Source organism: Paenibacillus soyae, assembly GCF_024623455.1.
Lineage (GTDB): Bacteria > Bacillota > Bacilli > Paenibacillales > Paenibacillaceae > Pristimantibacillus > Pristimantibacillus soyae.
The window spans coordinates 118,170-134,214 of record NZ_JANIPJ010000013.1; the positions used below are offsets into that span (position 1 = coordinate 118,170).

A 16,045-nucleotide genomic window follows, 5' to 3' on the forward strand; every position below is an offset into this window, starting at 1 on the left:
ATAGAAGCCTCCGGTCTTACGCCTTTTTTCGGGCGGTCACAATGGGCTGGTAATAGCCTGATTCCGACGGCATAGACCATTCGATATCCGTAAATCCGGCTCTACTCAGAATAGGAGTAAGCTCTTCTCTCAAGAGAGCTCTGTATCTCGTTTGGTTATGCTTGGTTATCCATTGCCCGTTCGTTTCTTGAATGACGAAATGGTTGGTCTGATAGGTTTTCGCATCATCGGCCCAGTCCCAAACCTGAAAGACAATTCGCTTGCCATTGTCGAAGATGCGCGGCTCTGTAGCTTTAGGCTTTTCTTCCGCCAGCTCATTGTAGTCCCTTATCGTAAGGAGAAGAAGGCCGCCAGGCTTCACTTTTGCATACAGGTTGTTTACGGCCAGATATAAATCTTCATCCGTCAAAAGGTGCGGGATGGCATTATCCGCGGAAAGTACAACATCATAAACGCCGGAAACATCCTTCGCTAATGTACGAAAATCAGCTACCCCGAAGCTTATCTCGACCCCGAAGGCTTGTGCCTCTTTTGCCGCTCTTTCAATGGCAGCCGGGCTTAAATCCGTCCCCGTTACTTGAAACCCGTGAGCAGCCAACCCTATGGCTTGCGTGCCAATACCACAGGAGCAATCTAGAAGAGAGGCGCCTTCTTTGCCAAGACTCGCTAATTTGGAATGAATAAATGAGCTTAAAACCTCGCCCTGCCATGAAACGGTATGATGCCAATCCGCGAAAATAAGATGGTAATCATCAGCCAGACCATCATAAAAACCTACAACAGACTCTTCCAGTATACTCACCGCCCGCTACTCTTTGTTTTCAATGGTAATTCGACGGCGCTTGATCAATACCTTCCTGTTAATTCCATAAAACGGGATGACGATTTGCCGAAGCTTTAAGCAGCTAACGGAACTCACAGACCTTATCTGCGCTTAAAATCGCAAATATGGACTTCTAACGGAACCACAGGACCTTATTCGGCCGAAAGAGGCTTGTCCACCGCCAAAATGGTGCGAATAGCGGCTGTCAGTTCCGCTAAAAGCTACATACCACCGGAAATAGAGGGAATAACGTCTGTGGGTTCCGTTAGCCGTTAGCATTAGGCAGGCGCTCCGACACCTCTCCTCTGCACCTCGAACCAGCCCAACGTTACCTCCTCTGCACCGAGCCAATCCGCCGTTAACTCCTCTGTACTCGAACAAATCCGCCGTTACTTTCTCTGTACCCCGAACCAGGCCCGCCACGCCTTCCCCGGCACCACGAACCAAACCCGCCGCCGCTACTTCCCCGGCACTCGAATCGTGACGCTCGTGCCGATGCCGAGGCGGCTGTAGATCGAGACGCCGTACGAGTCGCCGTACAGCAGCTTGATCCGGTTGTCGACATTGCGGATGCCGTAGCCCGACAGCTTGTCGCCGCTCTGCGGCAGCTCCGGCCCGTCCGACATCCGCATGCCCATGCCGTCGTCGACGACGCTGAGCAGAATATCCTGCCCATCGCGGCGGCCTCGGATAATGATGTTGACGCCGAGCTCCTGATCCCAGATCGCGTGGTTGATGCAATTCTCCACGAACGGCTGCAGCGTCAGCTTGACGATCGGGCAGGGGAGCACGGACTCGTCGATGTCGTAATGGACGCGCAGCAGATTGGCGAACCGTACCTGCTGGATGGACACGTAGTAGCGCGTCAGCTGGAGCTCCTCGTGGATCGACAGCGTGTTTTTGCCTTTGTTGAGCGAGATCCGGTAGAACTTGGCCAGATCGGTCACCATCTTGTTCATGCGCGGATCCGCGTTGCGAATGGCCAGCGACGAGATGGAGGCGAGTGAATTGTAGAGGAAGTGGGGATTGATCTGCGCCTGCAGAACGTTCATCTCCGCCTCGCGCTTGTCGATCTCCTTCTTGTACACATCCGAGATGAGCGAGCTGAGCCGCTGGGACAGCCGCCGCAGCGCGTTGCCGACCTGTCCGATCTCGTCGCGTCCGAGCGGCCGGATGTCCCCAAGCTCGAACTCCTCCTTCTCGATGCGCCGCATCATGCCGACCAGCGACTCGATGCGCTTCGTGAACAGACGCGCCGCGATGTAGATGAGCGCGGCCATGATAGCCATGCTGGCGAGCGCGTAGGCCAGAATCCGCTTCGCGGCGAGGTTCGCTTTGGACAGGAAGCTGCCGTACGGGATCAGCGACACGCTCTTCCAGCCGAACTTGGTCGTATTGTAGACGACCAGCACGCGCTCCCCGTTATAGACGCTGTCGAATTGTCCCTCGCTTTGAGCCGGAGGCGGATCCGGCAGGGGGAGGGGCTCGTTCAGCAGCTGCTTGTCCCTGGCGGACATGACCGTACCCTGCTCGTTCACGATGAGCACCGTCTTGTCCTGCGACTCCTTCTCCATGAGCCGGAAGATGTCCGATTCCAAAATATTGATCGTCAGCACGCCGTACGGATTGTTCATGCTGTTAATGTTTAACATCCTTGTCAGCGTGAAGACCGCGGGCTGATCCGGCTCCGAAGGCGAGGTGACGAACCGGACGTTGCCGTAGCTGCCGCTCAGCGACTGGTAGGCGAGCGATTCGCGGAAGTCGCGGTTCAGCCTTTTGATATACAAATCGTCCACCGGCAGCGTCTCGTTCGCGCGGTAGATCGTCATCGAATCGATGTCCGGATTCGTCGTCAGCATGTTCGAGAACGAATTGTTAATGTATTTGTACGCGTCGACGAAGAGACTCGGGTCCTTGGAATAATCGTTCGTCAGATAGGCGCGCAGCGTGCTGTCCAAATATAACGTCGCGGACAGCTTCGTGTACGTCTCGAGCTTGTTCTCGAGGTTCGTATTGATCTGCGCGACGCTGGATTTCGTGCTTGCGACCATCTGGGAGGACAGCTCGCCCCGAACGGTCGTGTAGGAGTAGAGCACGAAGAAGAGCAGGGGGAGAATGCCGCCGAGCAGGAACATGACGAACAGCTTCTCCCGCAGCCGCCAATTGTATAAGGGCCTCACAAGCCAGCCGAATGCGGTTCCCATCGATGTCATCACTCCCGGTTAGAGATGCAGCTTGCGGTATTCGTTCGGCGTGCTGCCCTTATGCTTCTGGAAGACGGAGCAGAAATACGATACGTTCTCGTAGCCGACGCGATGGGCGATCTCCCGGACCTTCAGCCCTCTGTCCTTCAGCAGCTCGGCGGCGCGGATCATCCGGATGCGGGTCAAATAATCGAGAATCGTCTCGCCCGTCTTCTCCTTGAAGATCGTTCGCGCGTAGTTCGGAGAGAGATACACTTCCTTCGCGATATCCTCCACCGTCACGGGCAGATGGTATCTCTCGTCGAGCAGCCTCGCGATTTGGCTGGCCACCGTCTGGTTCCGGTCCTGCTCCCGCTCGCCGGACGCCTTCAGCAGCTCCTTGCAGAAGCGGAGCGCGTAGGCATGATAGTGGGCGATCGTCGGCAGGGAGGAGAGCTCCCGCCAATGGTCGGCGAGCAGATGTCCGCGCTCCGGTCCCGCCAGCAGGGAAGCAAAATGCTGCTCAAGCGCGGTGAGCAGCTGGATCACGCCGCGAAGGGCGGAGCGGCGCTCGATCCGCTTGCTCCGGAGACCGGAGAACCAGTCGGCGAGCAATTGCTCGGCTTGCTCCTCATCATGCGATTGTATGGCGGAGACTAGCTGGACCGCCGCCTGCTCGGCGCCCGGATCGGCGGCGGCCGCGTCCCCGAGCATGCCGGGGACGATGACCGCTCCCGCCTGCCGGTACCATTTCTCCTCGTTGCAGCGCTGGGACTCCTCGAACGCTTCCTTCAGAAGAGGGAAGCCGCGGTACGGCCCGCTTAATCCAACGGTCGCATCCGCCGGCATCCCAAGCAATGACAGCAGCTCCCCTCGAAGCAGCTCCCAATAGACAGCCTCGAACGTCTGCTCCTTCCCTTGGAATATGACGAACAACGTATTCATCCCCGTCTCGAGCACGATCGAGGCGTCCAGCCTCTTCTCGAGCAGACGGCGCAGCGCTTCGGCCGCCCGGGCCGCCATATCGCCGGCCGCCGCGCCCTCGGTGCCGCCTCCGAATGCCGGCGGCTCGAACGTCCAATAAGCCGCGCCGTATGGCTGGACGGAGGCGAAGCCCTCCGCGCGGTTCTCCCATTGCCGGATCCACTCCGCCCGGCGATCCGGGGCGGGCTCCCTAACGATGCGAAGCAGCAGCTTCTCGAGCAGCCAGCCGCCGTCCGCGGACGCGAGCTGCTCTTCCTCGCACTTGTTCTTCACCTTGTCCAGCAGCGCCATCAGCTCTTCCATGTCGATCGGCTTCAGGACGTAGCCCGCCGCTTCGATCTGCAGGGCGGACTTAATATATTGAAATTCGTTATGGCCGCTCAAATAAATGATTTTGACGCTCTTGTCGATCTGCTTCGCCCGGCGTCCGAACTCCAGGCCGTCCATGATCGGCATGCGCACGTCCGTCACGATAATGTCGGGCTTCAGCTCCTTCAGCTTGCCGAGCGCTTCCTTCCCGTTGCGGGCCGTGCCGGCAACTCGAATTCCGGCCTGCTCCCACGGCACGTATTGCTCCATCGTCTCCAGCTCGATTAATTCGTCGTCCACCAGCAGCACGCTGTACATGCCCGCACCCGCTTTCATTTAGAGGTTGTTCAAAAAGTCCACTTTTGATCACGAAGCATATCGGGAAGCTTATTCGACATCGAATATTGAATTCAGCCGGAACTTCCGGTGCTCACGTAGCCTTCACTACGCTCCGCTCCTCATTTCCTAGCTTCATCCAATCTTCTCGGTGCTGAAAACTGGACTTTTAGAACATGCACTTTAACGATCAACAATACCAATAAAGCGCTTTCCCCTAGTGTAACGGCAATGCCAGTATTCAACAATGCAGCGATTGGAAGTGCGTTCGTTTCGATTACGAATCGGTAGATTCGGTTATCTCGGAGGGCGCTTGCCGGTCCTATAATGGGATCACGAAGCAAGGCAAGCCAGAGTTCAACGATAGGGGGCCACACGATGATCATACGACCGAAGGCGCGGCCCGGGATTAACGGGCAACCGGCCGTCCGCGCCGCCAAAGCCGGCCTGATGGCGAGGCTGAAGGAGCAGCGGCTGCTGTACGTGCTTATGCTCCCCGCCATAGCCGCCACGCTGCTGTTCTCCTACGTGCCGATGTTCGGCCTGTACATGGCGTTCATCAATTATTCGCCGGGGGGCGGAGCGTTCTTCCGGCAATTTTTCACGACGGAGTTCGTGGGCCTGCAGTGGTTCGAATACTTCTTCACGAACGGCGATTTCGTCCGCATCATGCGCAACACGCTGGCGCAGAGCTTCCTGTCTCTGCTGTTCGGCTTCCCGCTGCCGATCATTCTGGCGCTCATGATCAACGAGATGAGGAACGGCTGGTTCAAGCGGACGTTCCAGACGGTATCCTATATGCCGCACTTCATCTCGTGGGTCATCGCGGCGAACATCATCATCACGATGCTGTCGTCGGGCGGCGTCATCAACAACATCCTGACGGGGCTCGGCATCGTCGACGAGCCGATCGCGTTCATGCAGAAGGGGCCGCTGTTCTGGTGGATCATCGCGCTCGGGAACGCGTGGAAGGATATGGGCTTCAACGCCATCATGTATTTGGCCGCGATATCCGCGATCAACCCCGAGCTGTACGAGGTGGCCAAGGTGGACGGGGCGAGCCGGCTGAAGCAGATGCTGCACATTACGCTGCCTTCGATCAAGCCGACGATCGTCATTCTCGCGATTCTCGCGGTCGGCGGCATTCTGAACGCGGGCTTCGACCAGCAATATTTGCTGCAGAACGCCACGGTCATGAATTACGCGGAGGTCATCGACACGTACACGTACAAATACGGCCTGCAGAACGGCATGTTCTCGTACGGCGCCGCCGTCGGCCTGTTCAAATCGGTGGTCGCGTTCATCCTCGTCATCACGGTGAACCAGATGGCCAAGCGGATGGAAGAGCAATCGCTATTCTAGGGAAGGGAAGGAGGAGCAGCCGAATGATTCGCGATAGGAAAGACTTTCTCTTTATGACCTTCGTGTACGCCTTCATCGTCGCCGTATTCATCATTACGTTCTATCCGTTCTGGAACGTGTTCATCATCTCTCTGAACAGCGCGGAAGACACGCTGCGAGGCAACCTGTACTTGTGGCCGCGGGAGTTCAGCCTGGCGAGCTACGCTCAAATCTTGAGCGACAGCGAGATCTGGACCGCGATTCGGGTGACGGTGCTCCGGACGATCATCGGCACGCCGCTCGCGGTGCTGACGATCAGCATGCTGGCGTATTCGCTCAGCAAGCGGGAGCTGGTGGCGGGACGTTTCTGGACGCTGTATTTCGTGTTCACGATGTATTTTGGCGGGGGGCTCATTCCGTACTACATGGTGCTGAAGAGCTACAATCTGATCGACAATTTCATGGTGTTCGTCGTGCCGGGCCTCATGAACGTGTTCTACATGATCATCGTCCGGACGTTCATCCAAGGACTGCCGCAGGAGCTGGACGAATCGGCCAAGATGGACGGCGCGAATTACATGCACATCTTCTTCCGCATCATTCTGCCGCTGACGACGCCGGTGCTCGCCACGATCGGGCTGTTCACGGCGATCGGCCACTGGAATTCCTGGTTCGATTCGTACGTGTTCACGTATAAGCCGGAGCTGAAGACGCTGCAGGCGGTGCTGGTCAAGATTCTGAACCAATACCAGACGGGCTCCATGGTTAGCGAAGCGCAGCAAATGGCGAATTCCTCGAAGCGGCTGGCCGTTTCCCCGGACACGATCCGTATGGCGGCGACGATGGTGGCGACCTTGCCGATCATCATGGTGTATCCGTTCCTTCAGAAGTATTTCGTCAAAGGGATGACGCTCGGCGCGGTCAAAAGTTAAGGTTGATCGCGCGGGGCTCCCATATTAGCATGAACATAACGATTAGAGGGGGATTACGTATGCAAGCGAAAAAATGGTTTACGCTTCTGCTGTCGGCCGTCATGCTGCTGTCCTTGTTATCCGCTTGTTCTTCGGGCAATAACGGCGGCGAGCCGGCGAACGGAGGCGGGCAGACGAACGGCGGCGCGGAGGGAGAAGGGGCGGATCCGGGCACGGAGCCAATTACGATTACGTTCTTTGACAAGAACACGGGAGACAAATTCGATAACGAGGTCGCGAAGGAAATTACGAAGCGCACCGGCGTGACGATCGAGATCCAGCAGCCGACGGGCAATCCGACGGAGAAGCTGAACCTGATGCTGGCGAGCGACGACCTGCCCGACATGATCATGTTCGACCGCTCGAGCGACCTGGTGACGAAGTATATCGAAGCGGGCTCCATCATTCCGCTGGATGACCTGATCGCCGAGTACGGCCCCGACGTGGCGTCCCAGTACGGCGACGTGCTGAACAAGACCCGTCACCGGGACGGCAAAAACTACTACCTGTCCAACTGGTACGGCCTCGAGCACGAGCCGGTGTTCGGCTTCAACATGCGAAAGGATATATTGAAGGAGCTGGCACCGGACAAAGCGGAGGGCGGCGTGCCGTTCACGCAAGCCGAATTCAAGCAGCTGCTGACCGATTTCAAAGCCAAGTACCCGCAAATCGACGGCAAAGATACGATCGCCCTGACGATGGACGGCGAGAACTTCGGCGGCACGATGGGCACGTTCAAGGGCATGTTCGGCCTGACGGGCTACTACGAGCATGACGGCGTCCTGCAGTACGACGTGAAGAATCCGAAATACAAGGACATGATTCTGTACATGAACGACCTGTTCCGCTCCGGCCTCATGGATAAGGAGTGGGCGATCAACAAACGTCAGATTTGGGAGCAGAAGATCGCGACGGGCACCATCTTCGCTTCGACGGGCGCTTATTGGGACCTTGGCAATTCCAACACGATTCTGAAAAAGGACCGCAGCGAAGAGTCGCAGCTATTCGCTTACAAGGTCGTCGCCGACGGCGTCGATCCGGCGAAGACGACGTACGGCGGCCGCAGCTCGCTCGGCTGGGACGCGATCGCGATTACGAAGAAGAACAAAAATCCGGAGCGCACGATGCAGTTCATCAACTTCCTCGCGAGCGAAGAAGGCCAATACCTGCTCATGTGGGGCATCGAAGGCACGCATTGGGATATGAAGGACGGCAAGCATACGCCGCGTCCGGAAGTGCTGCAAGGCTTCAAGGATGACTGGGCCGCTTACACGAAGCAAACGGGCATCCGCAAGTGGACGTGGTTCATCAAGAACGGACCGGGCGCGGACGGCACGCCGTACGACCTGCCGGGCCGCTACGAGCGCTCGCCGATCGACCAGATGGCGATCAAAAACTTGTCCGACTCCGTGTTCGACACCGCGATCTTCGACGGCTTGGGCCCGGCGGGCGGCACGCCGGAGGCGCTTAGCGAGCAGAAGATCAGCGACATTACGAAGCAGGCGATTACCAAGGCGATTATGGCTTCGTCGGCTGACGAAGCAAGCGCGATCTTCGACCAGATGCTGGCGGACATGAAGGCCGCGGGCGACGAGAAGGTCGAGAAGATTTACACCGAAAACTACAATGCCCGCAAAGAGCTGTGGCAATAAGAAGGTAACGGAAGGGGGGGCCAGCACTGCTGGCCTCTTCCTCTTCTCGGCGCGGCGTTTAATACATAGGGAGAAGGAGAGATGGGGATGGCGACGATGATGGGAGCAATCAAGCTGGAGAACGGGGAAGGCGCGTTTGCGGCGGATAACGGCTTCGTGAGGGTGACCGCGAGCCTCGCGGAGGGAACGCTGGACTTCATATGGAAGGACGGCCAGGCGATGAACGGGCTGTACGCGGAAGCGCGGTTCGGCGGCGATATCTTAAGAAGCAGCCACTATCCCGCGCACGGCGTATCCGAGGCGTCCGTGGAGGCCATAAGGGATCCGTTCGGCGCGGGGATCGGTTTTACGTTCGAGCACGGGGGACTGGACGGGAAGCCGGTGCTTAAGCAGCGGATTCGGCTGTACGAAGGACGGCCTTACGCGCTCGTCGACCTGGAGGCGTCGCACGACACGAAATGGGAGACGAACGAGCTGACGCCGCTCGCCGCCTATCTGAACGACGGCGCCGTGCTCGAGTTCGGCGACGGGTCGAAGGAAGAGATTCGGTCGCTGTTCATCCCGTACGACAACGACAAGTGGGTGCGCTTCGCCTCGCATCCGAATCCGGGCAGCGTCCGCAGCTATGAGGCGACGGCCGTGTACCGCACGGAATCGCGCCGCGGCTTCGTCATCGGCTCGGTGACGCACGACACATGGAAGACGGCCGTCGAGGTCGAAGGGACGTTCCGCGAAGCGGTCGGCCGGCTGCGCGTCGCGGCGGGCGCGTCCGATCTGCAGACCCGCGACACGGTGCCGCACGGCTCGCTAAGCGGCCGGTCGATCACGTCGCCCGTTATTTTCGTCGGGGCATTCGAGGATTATCGGGACGGCATGGAGGCGTACGGGCAGGCGAACGCGATGCTCCAGCCCGCACTCCCTTGGGCCGGCGGCGTGCCAATGGGCTGGAACAGCTGGTCGGCCGTCATGGCGAAGCTGGATTACGACGTCTTTACGCATACGTCGGACTTCTTTGCGGCCGAATTGCAGGAGAACGGCTTCGCCGACATGGATGGCAGCCTGTACGTCAACTTCGACGCGTTCTCGGACAATTTGACGCAGGAGCAGCTGAAGGACGCGGTCGCGCGGGTGAAGGCCAACGGGCAAAAGCCGGGCACATATTACACGCCGTTCGCATTCTGGGGAAGCAATCCGGACACGCCGGTCGAGGGGACGGGCGGGAAGGTGCTTTACCGCGACATTCTGCTCAAGGATGCGGCGGGCCGTCCGCTGCCGAAGCTGGACGGCGCGTTCCCGATCGATCCGTCCCATCCGGAGTCGATCGCGCGCATCATGCGCAAGCTGGACGAGGTGGTTGCCGCGGGCTTCAAGTATTTGAAAATGGACTTTCTGGCGCACGGCGCCATGGAGGGACGGCACTTCGATCCTGCGGTGCGCACGGGCATCCAGGCGTATAACCGAGGGATGGCGGCCATCGCGGATGCGCTCCGTCCCGAGCGGCTGGGGCGCCCGTTCCTGATCAACCTGTCGATCGCGCCGCTGTTCCCGCATGGCTACGCGCACAGCCGCCGCGTCTCCTGCGACGCGTTCGGGCTGATCGACGACACGGAGTATATGCTGAACGCGCTGACGTACGGCTGGTGGATCAGCGACCGCTTGTACCGGTTCAACGACCCGGACCACGTCGTGCTCTACAAGAGCGCCAATCAGCGGGAGACGACCGAGCATGAAGGGCGCAGCCGCCTGAACGCGGGCGTCATCGCGGGCACGTCGCTGCTGCTCGGCGACGACTACCGGATGGAGGAGGCAGCCCGCAGGGCGAAGGCCTGGATGACGAACGAGGCCGTCATGACGCTCGCGCGCCGAGGGGAATCGTTCCGTCCCGTCGAAGGCGGCAGCGGCACGGGCGGGGAGGAGCTGTTCGCGCTGGAAGGCGACGGGGGCATGTATGTCGCCGTCTTCAACTTCGACGCGTCGTCGGCGAAGACGAAGACGGTCGCCTTTTCCCGGCTTGGTCTTGCCGGAGGCGCCGGAATGTCCGTCCGCGATTTGTGGACGGGGGAAGAGACGGTACTTGATGCCGGCACCGAGAGCTTCGAGGTTGTTCTGGAGCCGGCGGAGTCGAAGCTCTTATTCGTCAGGTGATGTCATTTGTCTGAATATTACCCATTAAAAGTAAACCGAATCCATTTCTGTTGACATTTAACATGCGCGGTGGCATAATCGGCGGTATAGGCATTACATTGAATGTATCCATAACATAGAGCTACAAAGGCATTCCGATCGGTTCGTCCATCGGAGTGCCTTTGTGCATGTATGGACGTTTTTTACATTTAATGTATGGCTGATTGGATGGCTTAGGAGGTGTTTCATCTACGCGAACAAGGTAAGGCCGGCAGCCAAGATATTTTTTGAAGAGAGGAATACGACACGCATGATTCAAGTCAAGACGTTCGCGGATACGCTGTCCCGCAGGGCAATCGACGAGGCCAACGCTTTTCTATCCGCATTAGACCCCGACCAGTTCGTCGATCTTAAGTTCTCGGTCATTGAATGCAAGCATCCATTTCTTATGAAACAGCGTCATATCGCCATCATTTACAGGACCAAACAAGGAGGATAGCATGCATACACTTGAATTGAAGGATCAGATTCTTCACCAGATGATTCGGCTTGAAGAGTCCAAGACAGACATGCTGAATGCACATTTTCCGTTGCCGAGCCGCGTCCGCGAGCGCAAGGAGATCGAAATACTGCTGCAGCGGTATGTGCATCGATTAGAAAAACTGGTCATCTCTTTGAACCAAGAGCCCGATTTCAGGTTAACCTGCGTCATTATCGGCAGCACCGTCAGCATCCGCAGCAAGCAGTGGAACGCTTCGGAGACGTACCGGATTTGTTATCCCGATAACTCCGATATCGATACGGGCTGCATTTCGTTTCTTTCTCCTCTCGGCAGGCAGCTGCTGCTCGCTCCCCTGTATACGGATGTGAAGGTAGAGCTGCCCGATGGGGAATACGAGTACGTGGTTGAACAAATTTCGTACCCTTAGCATCACATCATAAACGGTTATAGGATTCCGGAGGTTATAACATGAGTCTATTCCATACTAGTGTAAGCCAGCTTGCGACATGGGGGAAAATTTACGATGAACCGTAGTAAACCTTATCGCTCAATCGAAAGCCCCTTATTCGAAACGGACGTTTGGGAGTGCAGCGACAGCCATTGCGGGTGCTGGATGAGGAAGGACATGTCCTTCGTCACGGAGCCGACTTGTCCGCTGTGCCGTTCGGGAATGGTCGGAAGCACCAGGCTTCTGCCCAAGGCCGTAACGAAATCGTATTAGCATCGCAAAAATCGAGCAGGCCTATGCGCAAAGCGCATAGGCCTGTTGAAGATGCGTTTTTAGTTCGTGTTCTTCTTCTCTGCCGCCCATTGATGCTTAGGCAGCTTGAAGCTCGCAGTAGTGCCTTCCCCCAGAGTGCTGTGCAGCTGAAGCCCAGCGCCATATAGCTGTCTGAGTCGGCGGTCCGTGTTCCGAATTCCGATTCCCATGCTTGCAGACGGCGGCGCCTCGAGCACTTGCTGCAGGGCCGACTCGCTCATGCCCGCTCCATCGTCCCTTACGGACACTTCTATATGCTGCTCCGAGCTTGCAATCCGAATGTGTATCGTTCCCCCGCGGGCCTGGGGCAGCAGGCCATGGTTGACCGCATTCTCCACCAACGTTTGAATCGACAAAGGCGGTACAAGGAAATGCAGACTCTCATCAAGCTCCCACTGGACGTTCAGGCGCTCTCCGAACCGTTCCCGCTCGATGTACAGATAGGAGCGGACGAGACTGAGCTCCCGGTCTATGGCAACGGTCTTGTCGGCATTCCGATAATCGAAACAGGTTCGCAAGTAATGGCTGAACGTCTCGAGTAGCCGCTGCATCCTGCCCACATCCATCGCCCCGAGCGCCGCGATCGAATTCATCGTATTGAAGAGGAAATGCGGCCGAATTTGAGCTTGCAGCCATGCCGCCTCCATGCGCAGACGTTCCTCGAACGAAAGCTTCAGATCGATCAACGAGCGTATGCGGGACTTGAGCTCCCACGCGTCGACAGGCTTGGCCGCATAATCGTTGGCTCCCGCCCGAAAGCCCGCGTAGAGATCCTCCGGACGGCTTCGCGCCGTTAGCAGCAGGATGGGCAGCTCCGATACGGAGAACCGCTGCCGCGCGAGACGAGTGAATTCATAGCCGGATATATGCGGCATCATCACGTCGGATATGACGAGGTCGAATTGCGCCGTCTCCAGCTCAGCCAGCGCTTCGGACGCGCCGGCCGCGGTCGTCACGTCGTAGTGCCACGTACACAGCATATCCTCCAGGATCCTCAGATTCACAGGGTCGTCATCCACGATTAATAATCTAGGCGCGCTTCTCCATGGAACTTCCGCAGCCGTCTTGGAGCTGCGTTCAGGCTCATCCGATGGAACGGACGCCGCCGCGATTTCCGAATGAGCGTCGGGAATGAATGGCAGAGACGAGATAATGGAAGCTTCGTCATCGGTTTCTACGGCCAAAGGCAGCGTGAAGGTGAAGACGGAGCCTTGGCCGGGCGAGGAGACAACGTCCAGCGTTCCGCCGTGCAGGTCGACCAGCTGCTTGGCGATGCTAAGCCCGAGCCCGAACCCGCCGACGGCTTTGATTCGCTCCGAATCTCCTTGTTCGTAAGGGGCGAATATCCGATTGCGCGTCTCCTCGTCCATTCCGATTCCCGTATCCTTGATATGAATATGGGCGAGGCCGTGCTTCAGCTCGGCAAGGACGGCAATCGTTCCGGCATCCGTAAACTTAATGGCATTATGCATCAGATTAAATAAAATTTGGGCAAGCCTGTTCTCGTCGGCACGTACCTTCGGGAATTGGCCGTCGACGTCGATATGAAGAGCGATCGGTTTGCCGTCCAGCATGAACCGAAGGACATCGGCTACCCCGTTAACCACGGGAAGAAGATGAACGTTCCCGGGCTGCAGACGGATGGTGCTCTCCTTCAGCCTCGTGATATCGATGAGATCGTCCAGCATGAAGGACATGCGTCTGGCCACGGCAATTTGAATCTCCAGCCGATTCCGATGCTCGTCGGGCAAGGGGGAGGAGGGATCCTCCAGCACGCTGTGCGTAATATTCAAAATGCCATGCAGAGGGTTTCGAAGCTCATGGGACGTGCTCACGAGAAAGTCATCCTTCTGCCGGTTCGCCCGCCGAAGCTCATCGGCTAGCCGCTTCGTTTGGGCGTTCGCCCGGAAGAAGCGTTTGAACCAGAACGCCGCAAAAGCGAATACGGCAAAAGCGAGATCGAACGGATAATGGATCCATTCGAGATCGAATCTCCCTTCGGCAATCGTCCATAAAATGTTGACGCCGAGCGCCGTCAGTCCGATGAGCACGTAGATGACGTCTTCATTCTTGCGGAAGGCGCGAATCAGGATTTTGCCCGAGTCGATGACAGAGAACAAGAAGCCGAGTCCCAGCAGGATGAGAGAGGTCTCGATGTATCGGGCAGGCGAGATCAGCAAGAAAAGGGCGTAGCAGGCGCTGTAGACCGTGAACCAACGCAGCTTCTTGATCTTGCCGGGCGCGTCGAACATGTGCCGGAATAGAGGCGGAATAAAGGCCACGACGGCGATATAGGACAGGATCGCAATTTTGTAGTGATACTCGTAAGGCATGGGGAACCAAACAAATAGCAGTTTTTCGTCCGCAACCAATACCGTCATCATGCCCATCAGCATAATCAGCGAAAAATAAAGCAGCCCTCTGCTCGCGACTCTGAACAGAAACAGCATCGCCGCATAAATGCCGTGAATCAGAAAGACGACGCAAAGTCCAACCTGCAATCCAACCGAAAGCAGATTCAACTGATTCACGGCCTTCTCCGTTCCGAATCGAATGGATTCCGTTAGGCCGCCGTTTCCGGCATGACCGGAAACATGAATGATAATCTCGACGGTTCCGCCGCCGGAGGGGAGCGTGACGGAATAGGGATTCACTCTCGTTTTGGACGGATCTTGATTCTCGGAAGGCAAGCCGTTCTGGAAGGCTAATTGCCCGTTCACATAGAAGGCGGACGCATGATTGATCCGGTTGACCCGGAGCTTGTACGTTTCGTCGCTGTTATCGTCCATCAAGATGCGCAGCCTGTACGTGCCGTATCGGTAGGGAGAGTCGGTAGACTCCTTGAAGGCTTGCTCCCATGCGCCGGGCACCTGAATAAATGAAGCGCTAGCCGCAGGAGAACCGGCAGACAGAGATTCCGGCTGGATGAAGCGGGAGGGAGTGAACTCCCATTCCCCGTTCAGCGTAAGGGTTCGGTTGTCGGGAATCGTCCATCCCCTCAGATCCAGCACGCCTTCGGCCGCTCTGGGTTGGGCGGGCGGATTCTGGTAGTGGAGAAAGGTTAGCCGCAGCCCGGTGATAGCGATAACAAAGAGAATAAGGATGATGAGCGTCTTTCTTTTGGAAACCAAGTTTTCAACCCCGATGCACATAGATTCGCTCTCTCATCATACCAAATCGACGCAACTATAGAAGCCTGACTTACGTCTTCAGAGGAAAGGGGCGTGCGATTCGCCAGAAAGGGGTTCCTATGCTATGCTAGCAACCATATTGAAACGATGCTTCATTCTGAGCTTGCTCCTATTCATCATGGCGGGCTGCCAGAATGACAATAAGACGACGGATACGGAGGTCTCCTTGTATTTGGTTAAGGACTTATCTGCGACAGAAGCAATGAGAGCAAAGCTTAGCGACCTCCCTTTGGAAGAAATGCCGATTCTTACGCACAAGGACATCGAGAGATACGATTGGCAGAAGCATGAATTCTCGTTGAAGGCCGGCATCAGCCTGGAGGAAAAGCTGGAGGGGAAGGTGCCGATGAGCGGCAAGCCTTTCGTCGTGATGGCGGATGGGGTACGGATCTATGCAGGGAGCTTCTGGACATATCTGTCTTCTCAATATAATCCGGATATCCCGACAATAACGTCCATATGGCAAGCAGGCAGCGAGAAGAGCAGTTATTCCATTCAGTACAAGAAACAGCCGGATTCGAGAGCGGACGAGAGAATTTACGGAAGCTTGAACAAGCTGGGGAAAATGGGGGAAATAACGAAAGTCGGAACTGTCCTTGCATCCGAAAATCAAACAAAAACCGTCACGCAAGAACAACTCAAAAAAATAACGCCCCAAATGACCTATGCGGAAGCCATTATTGTACTAGGGGAAAGCGAAGATATAGGGTCGGGAAGATATATCATGCAGTATCAAGTGAAAGACGGGGAAATGTTTACGTTAAACTATGGAAGCCCTGACGAGACGATAAGCGAAGAAGCTTTTAAACAATTGCAGAGCCTCATTACAAAATAGGATAGGAAAGAGGCAGACCAAGGCGCGATTCTCT

The 16,045-nt window shown here is 56.9% G+C and carries 12 protein-coding genes; 8 read left to right on the forward strand and 4 right to left on the reverse strand.

Annotated elements, in window-relative coordinates; translation table 11 throughout:
- Positions 1 to 16: 16 nt before the first annotated feature.
- The 3 genes from NQZ67_RS18065 to NQZ67_RS18075 form a co-directional block, all read right to left on the reverse strand.
- Positions 17 to 802: a class I SAM-dependent methyltransferase gene (locus tag NQZ67_RS18065; RefSeq protein ID WP_257448635.1), complete on the reverse strand. Its 786-nt coding sequence runs from the start codon at positions 800 to 802 to the stop codon at positions 17 to 19.
- A gap of 479 nt (positions 803 to 1,281) precedes the next feature.
- Positions 1,282 to 3,027: a sensor histidine kinase gene (locus NQZ67_RS18070; RefSeq protein ID WP_257448637.1), complete on the reverse strand. Its 1,746-nt coding sequence runs from the start codon at positions 3,025 to 3,027 to the stop codon at positions 1,282 to 1,284.
- Positions 3,028 to 3,045: 18 nt separating this feature from the next.
- A complete protein-coding gene (locus tag NQZ67_RS18075; protein WP_257448639.1) occupies positions 3,046 to 4,617 on the reverse strand; it encodes a response regulator in 1,572 nt (523 codons plus the stop codon).
- Positions 4,618 to 5,013: 396 nt separating this feature from the next.
- Here NQZ67_RS18075 and NQZ67_RS18080 point away from each other — a divergent pair, with 396 nt between their 5' ends.
- From NQZ67_RS18080 to NQZ67_RS18110, 7 genes are all read left to right on the forward strand, one after another.
- Entirely contained in the window at positions 5,014 to 5,997 is a 984-nt protein-coding gene (locus tag NQZ67_RS18080; RefSeq protein WP_257448641.1) for an ABC transporter permease, read from the forward strand.
- Between the two features lie 23 nt (positions 5,998 to 6,020).
- A complete protein-coding gene (locus NQZ67_RS18085; RefSeq protein WP_257448643.1) occupies positions 6,021 to 6,908 on the forward strand; it encodes a carbohydrate ABC transporter permease in 888 nt (295 codons plus the stop codon).
- Positions 6,909 to 6,967: 59 nt separating this feature from the next.
- Positions 6,968 to 8,599, forward strand: coding sequence for an ABC transporter substrate-binding protein (locus tag NQZ67_RS18090; RefSeq protein WP_257448645.1), 1,632 nt, complete (start codon positions 6,968 to 6,970; stop codon positions 8,597 to 8,599).
- An 87-nt stretch (positions 8,600 to 8,686) separates the two neighbouring features.
- Positions 8,687 to 10,744 (forward strand): alpha-galactosidase, encoded by a 2,058-nt coding sequence (locus NQZ67_RS18095; RefSeq protein ID WP_257448647.1) that lies wholly within the window; start codon positions 8,687 to 8,689, stop codon positions 10,742 to 10,744.
- 289 nt (positions 10,745 to 11,033) lie between these two features.
- Positions 11,034 to 11,222, forward strand: coding sequence for a sporulation protein Cse60 (locus NQZ67_RS18100; RefSeq protein WP_257448648.1), 189 nt, complete (start codon positions 11,034 to 11,036; stop codon positions 11,220 to 11,222).
- A gap of 1 nt (position 11,223) precedes the next feature.
- Positions 11,224 to 11,652, forward strand: a complete 429-nt coding sequence (locus NQZ67_RS18105) for a GreA/GreB family elongation factor (RefSeq protein WP_257448650.1) — start codon at positions 11,224 to 11,226, stop codon at positions 11,650 to 11,652.
- A gap of 96 nt (positions 11,653 to 11,748) precedes the next feature.
- A complete protein-coding gene (locus tag NQZ67_RS18110) occupies positions 11,749 to 11,946 on the forward strand; it encodes a cold-inducible protein YdjO-related protein (RefSeq protein WP_257448652.1) in 198 nt (65 codons plus the stop codon).
- A 59-nt stretch (positions 11,947 to 12,005) separates the two neighbouring features.
- Here the strand turns inward: NQZ67_RS18110 and NQZ67_RS18115 are convergent, their stop codons facing one another.
- On the reverse strand, positions 12,006 to 15,116 hold the full coding sequence (locus tag NQZ67_RS18115) for an ATP-binding protein (RefSeq protein ID WP_257448654.1): 3,111 nt from the start codon (positions 15,114 to 15,116) through the stop codon (positions 12,006 to 12,008).
- Positions 15,117 to 15,240: 124 nt separating this feature from the next.
- On the opposite strand from NQZ67_RS18115, the gene NQZ67_RS18120 reads away from it, so the two are divergent.
- Positions 15,241 to 16,011, forward strand: coding sequence for a hypothetical protein (locus NQZ67_RS18120; RefSeq protein ID WP_257448656.1), 771 nt, complete (start codon positions 15,241 to 15,243; stop codon positions 16,009 to 16,011).
- Positions 16,012 to 16,045: the final 34 nt, after the last annotated feature.

What these genes read in the sequence shown, in the direction of transcription:
- NQZ67_RS18070 (WP_257448637.1), bottom strand. Translation starts at nt 3,027, where the DNA reads ATGGGAACCGCATTCGGCTGGCTTGTGAGGCCCTTATACAATTGGCGG.
- NQZ67_RS18075 (WP_257448639.1), bottom strand. Translation starts at nt 4,617, where the DNA reads ATGTACAGCGTGCTGCTGGTGGACGACGAATTAATCGAGCTGGAGACG.
- NQZ67_RS18080 (WP_257448641.1), top strand. Translation starts at nt 5,014, where the DNA reads ATGATCATACGACCGAAGGCGCGGCCCGGGATTAACGGGCAACCGGCC.
- NQZ67_RS18085 (WP_257448643.1), top strand. Translation starts at nt 6,021, where the DNA reads ATGATTCGCGATAGGAAAGACTTTCTCTTTATGACCTTCGTGTACGCC.
- NQZ67_RS18090 (WP_257448645.1), top strand. Translation starts at nt 6,968, where the DNA reads ATGCAAGCGAAAAAATGGTTTACGCTTCTGCTGTCGGCCGTCATGCTG.
- NQZ67_RS18095 (WP_257448647.1), top strand. Translation starts at nt 8,687, where the DNA reads ATGGCGACGATGATGGGAGCAATCAAGCTGGAGAACGGGGAAGGCGCG.
- NQZ67_RS18100 (WP_257448648.1), top strand. Translation starts at nt 11,034, where the DNA reads ATGATTCAAGTCAAGACGTTCGCGGATACGCTGTCCCGCAGGGCAATC.
- NQZ67_RS18105 (WP_257448650.1), top strand. Translation starts at nt 11,224, where the DNA reads ATGCATACACTTGAATTGAAGGATCAGATTCTTCACCAGATGATTCGG.
- NQZ67_RS18110 (WP_257448652.1), top strand. Translation starts at nt 11,749, where the DNA reads ATGAACCGTAGTAAACCTTATCGCTCAATCGAAAGCCCCTTATTCGAA.
- NQZ67_RS18120 (WP_257448656.1), top strand. Translation starts at nt 15,241, where the DNA reads ATGCTAGCAACCATATTGAAACGATGCTTCATTCTGAGCTTGCTCCTA.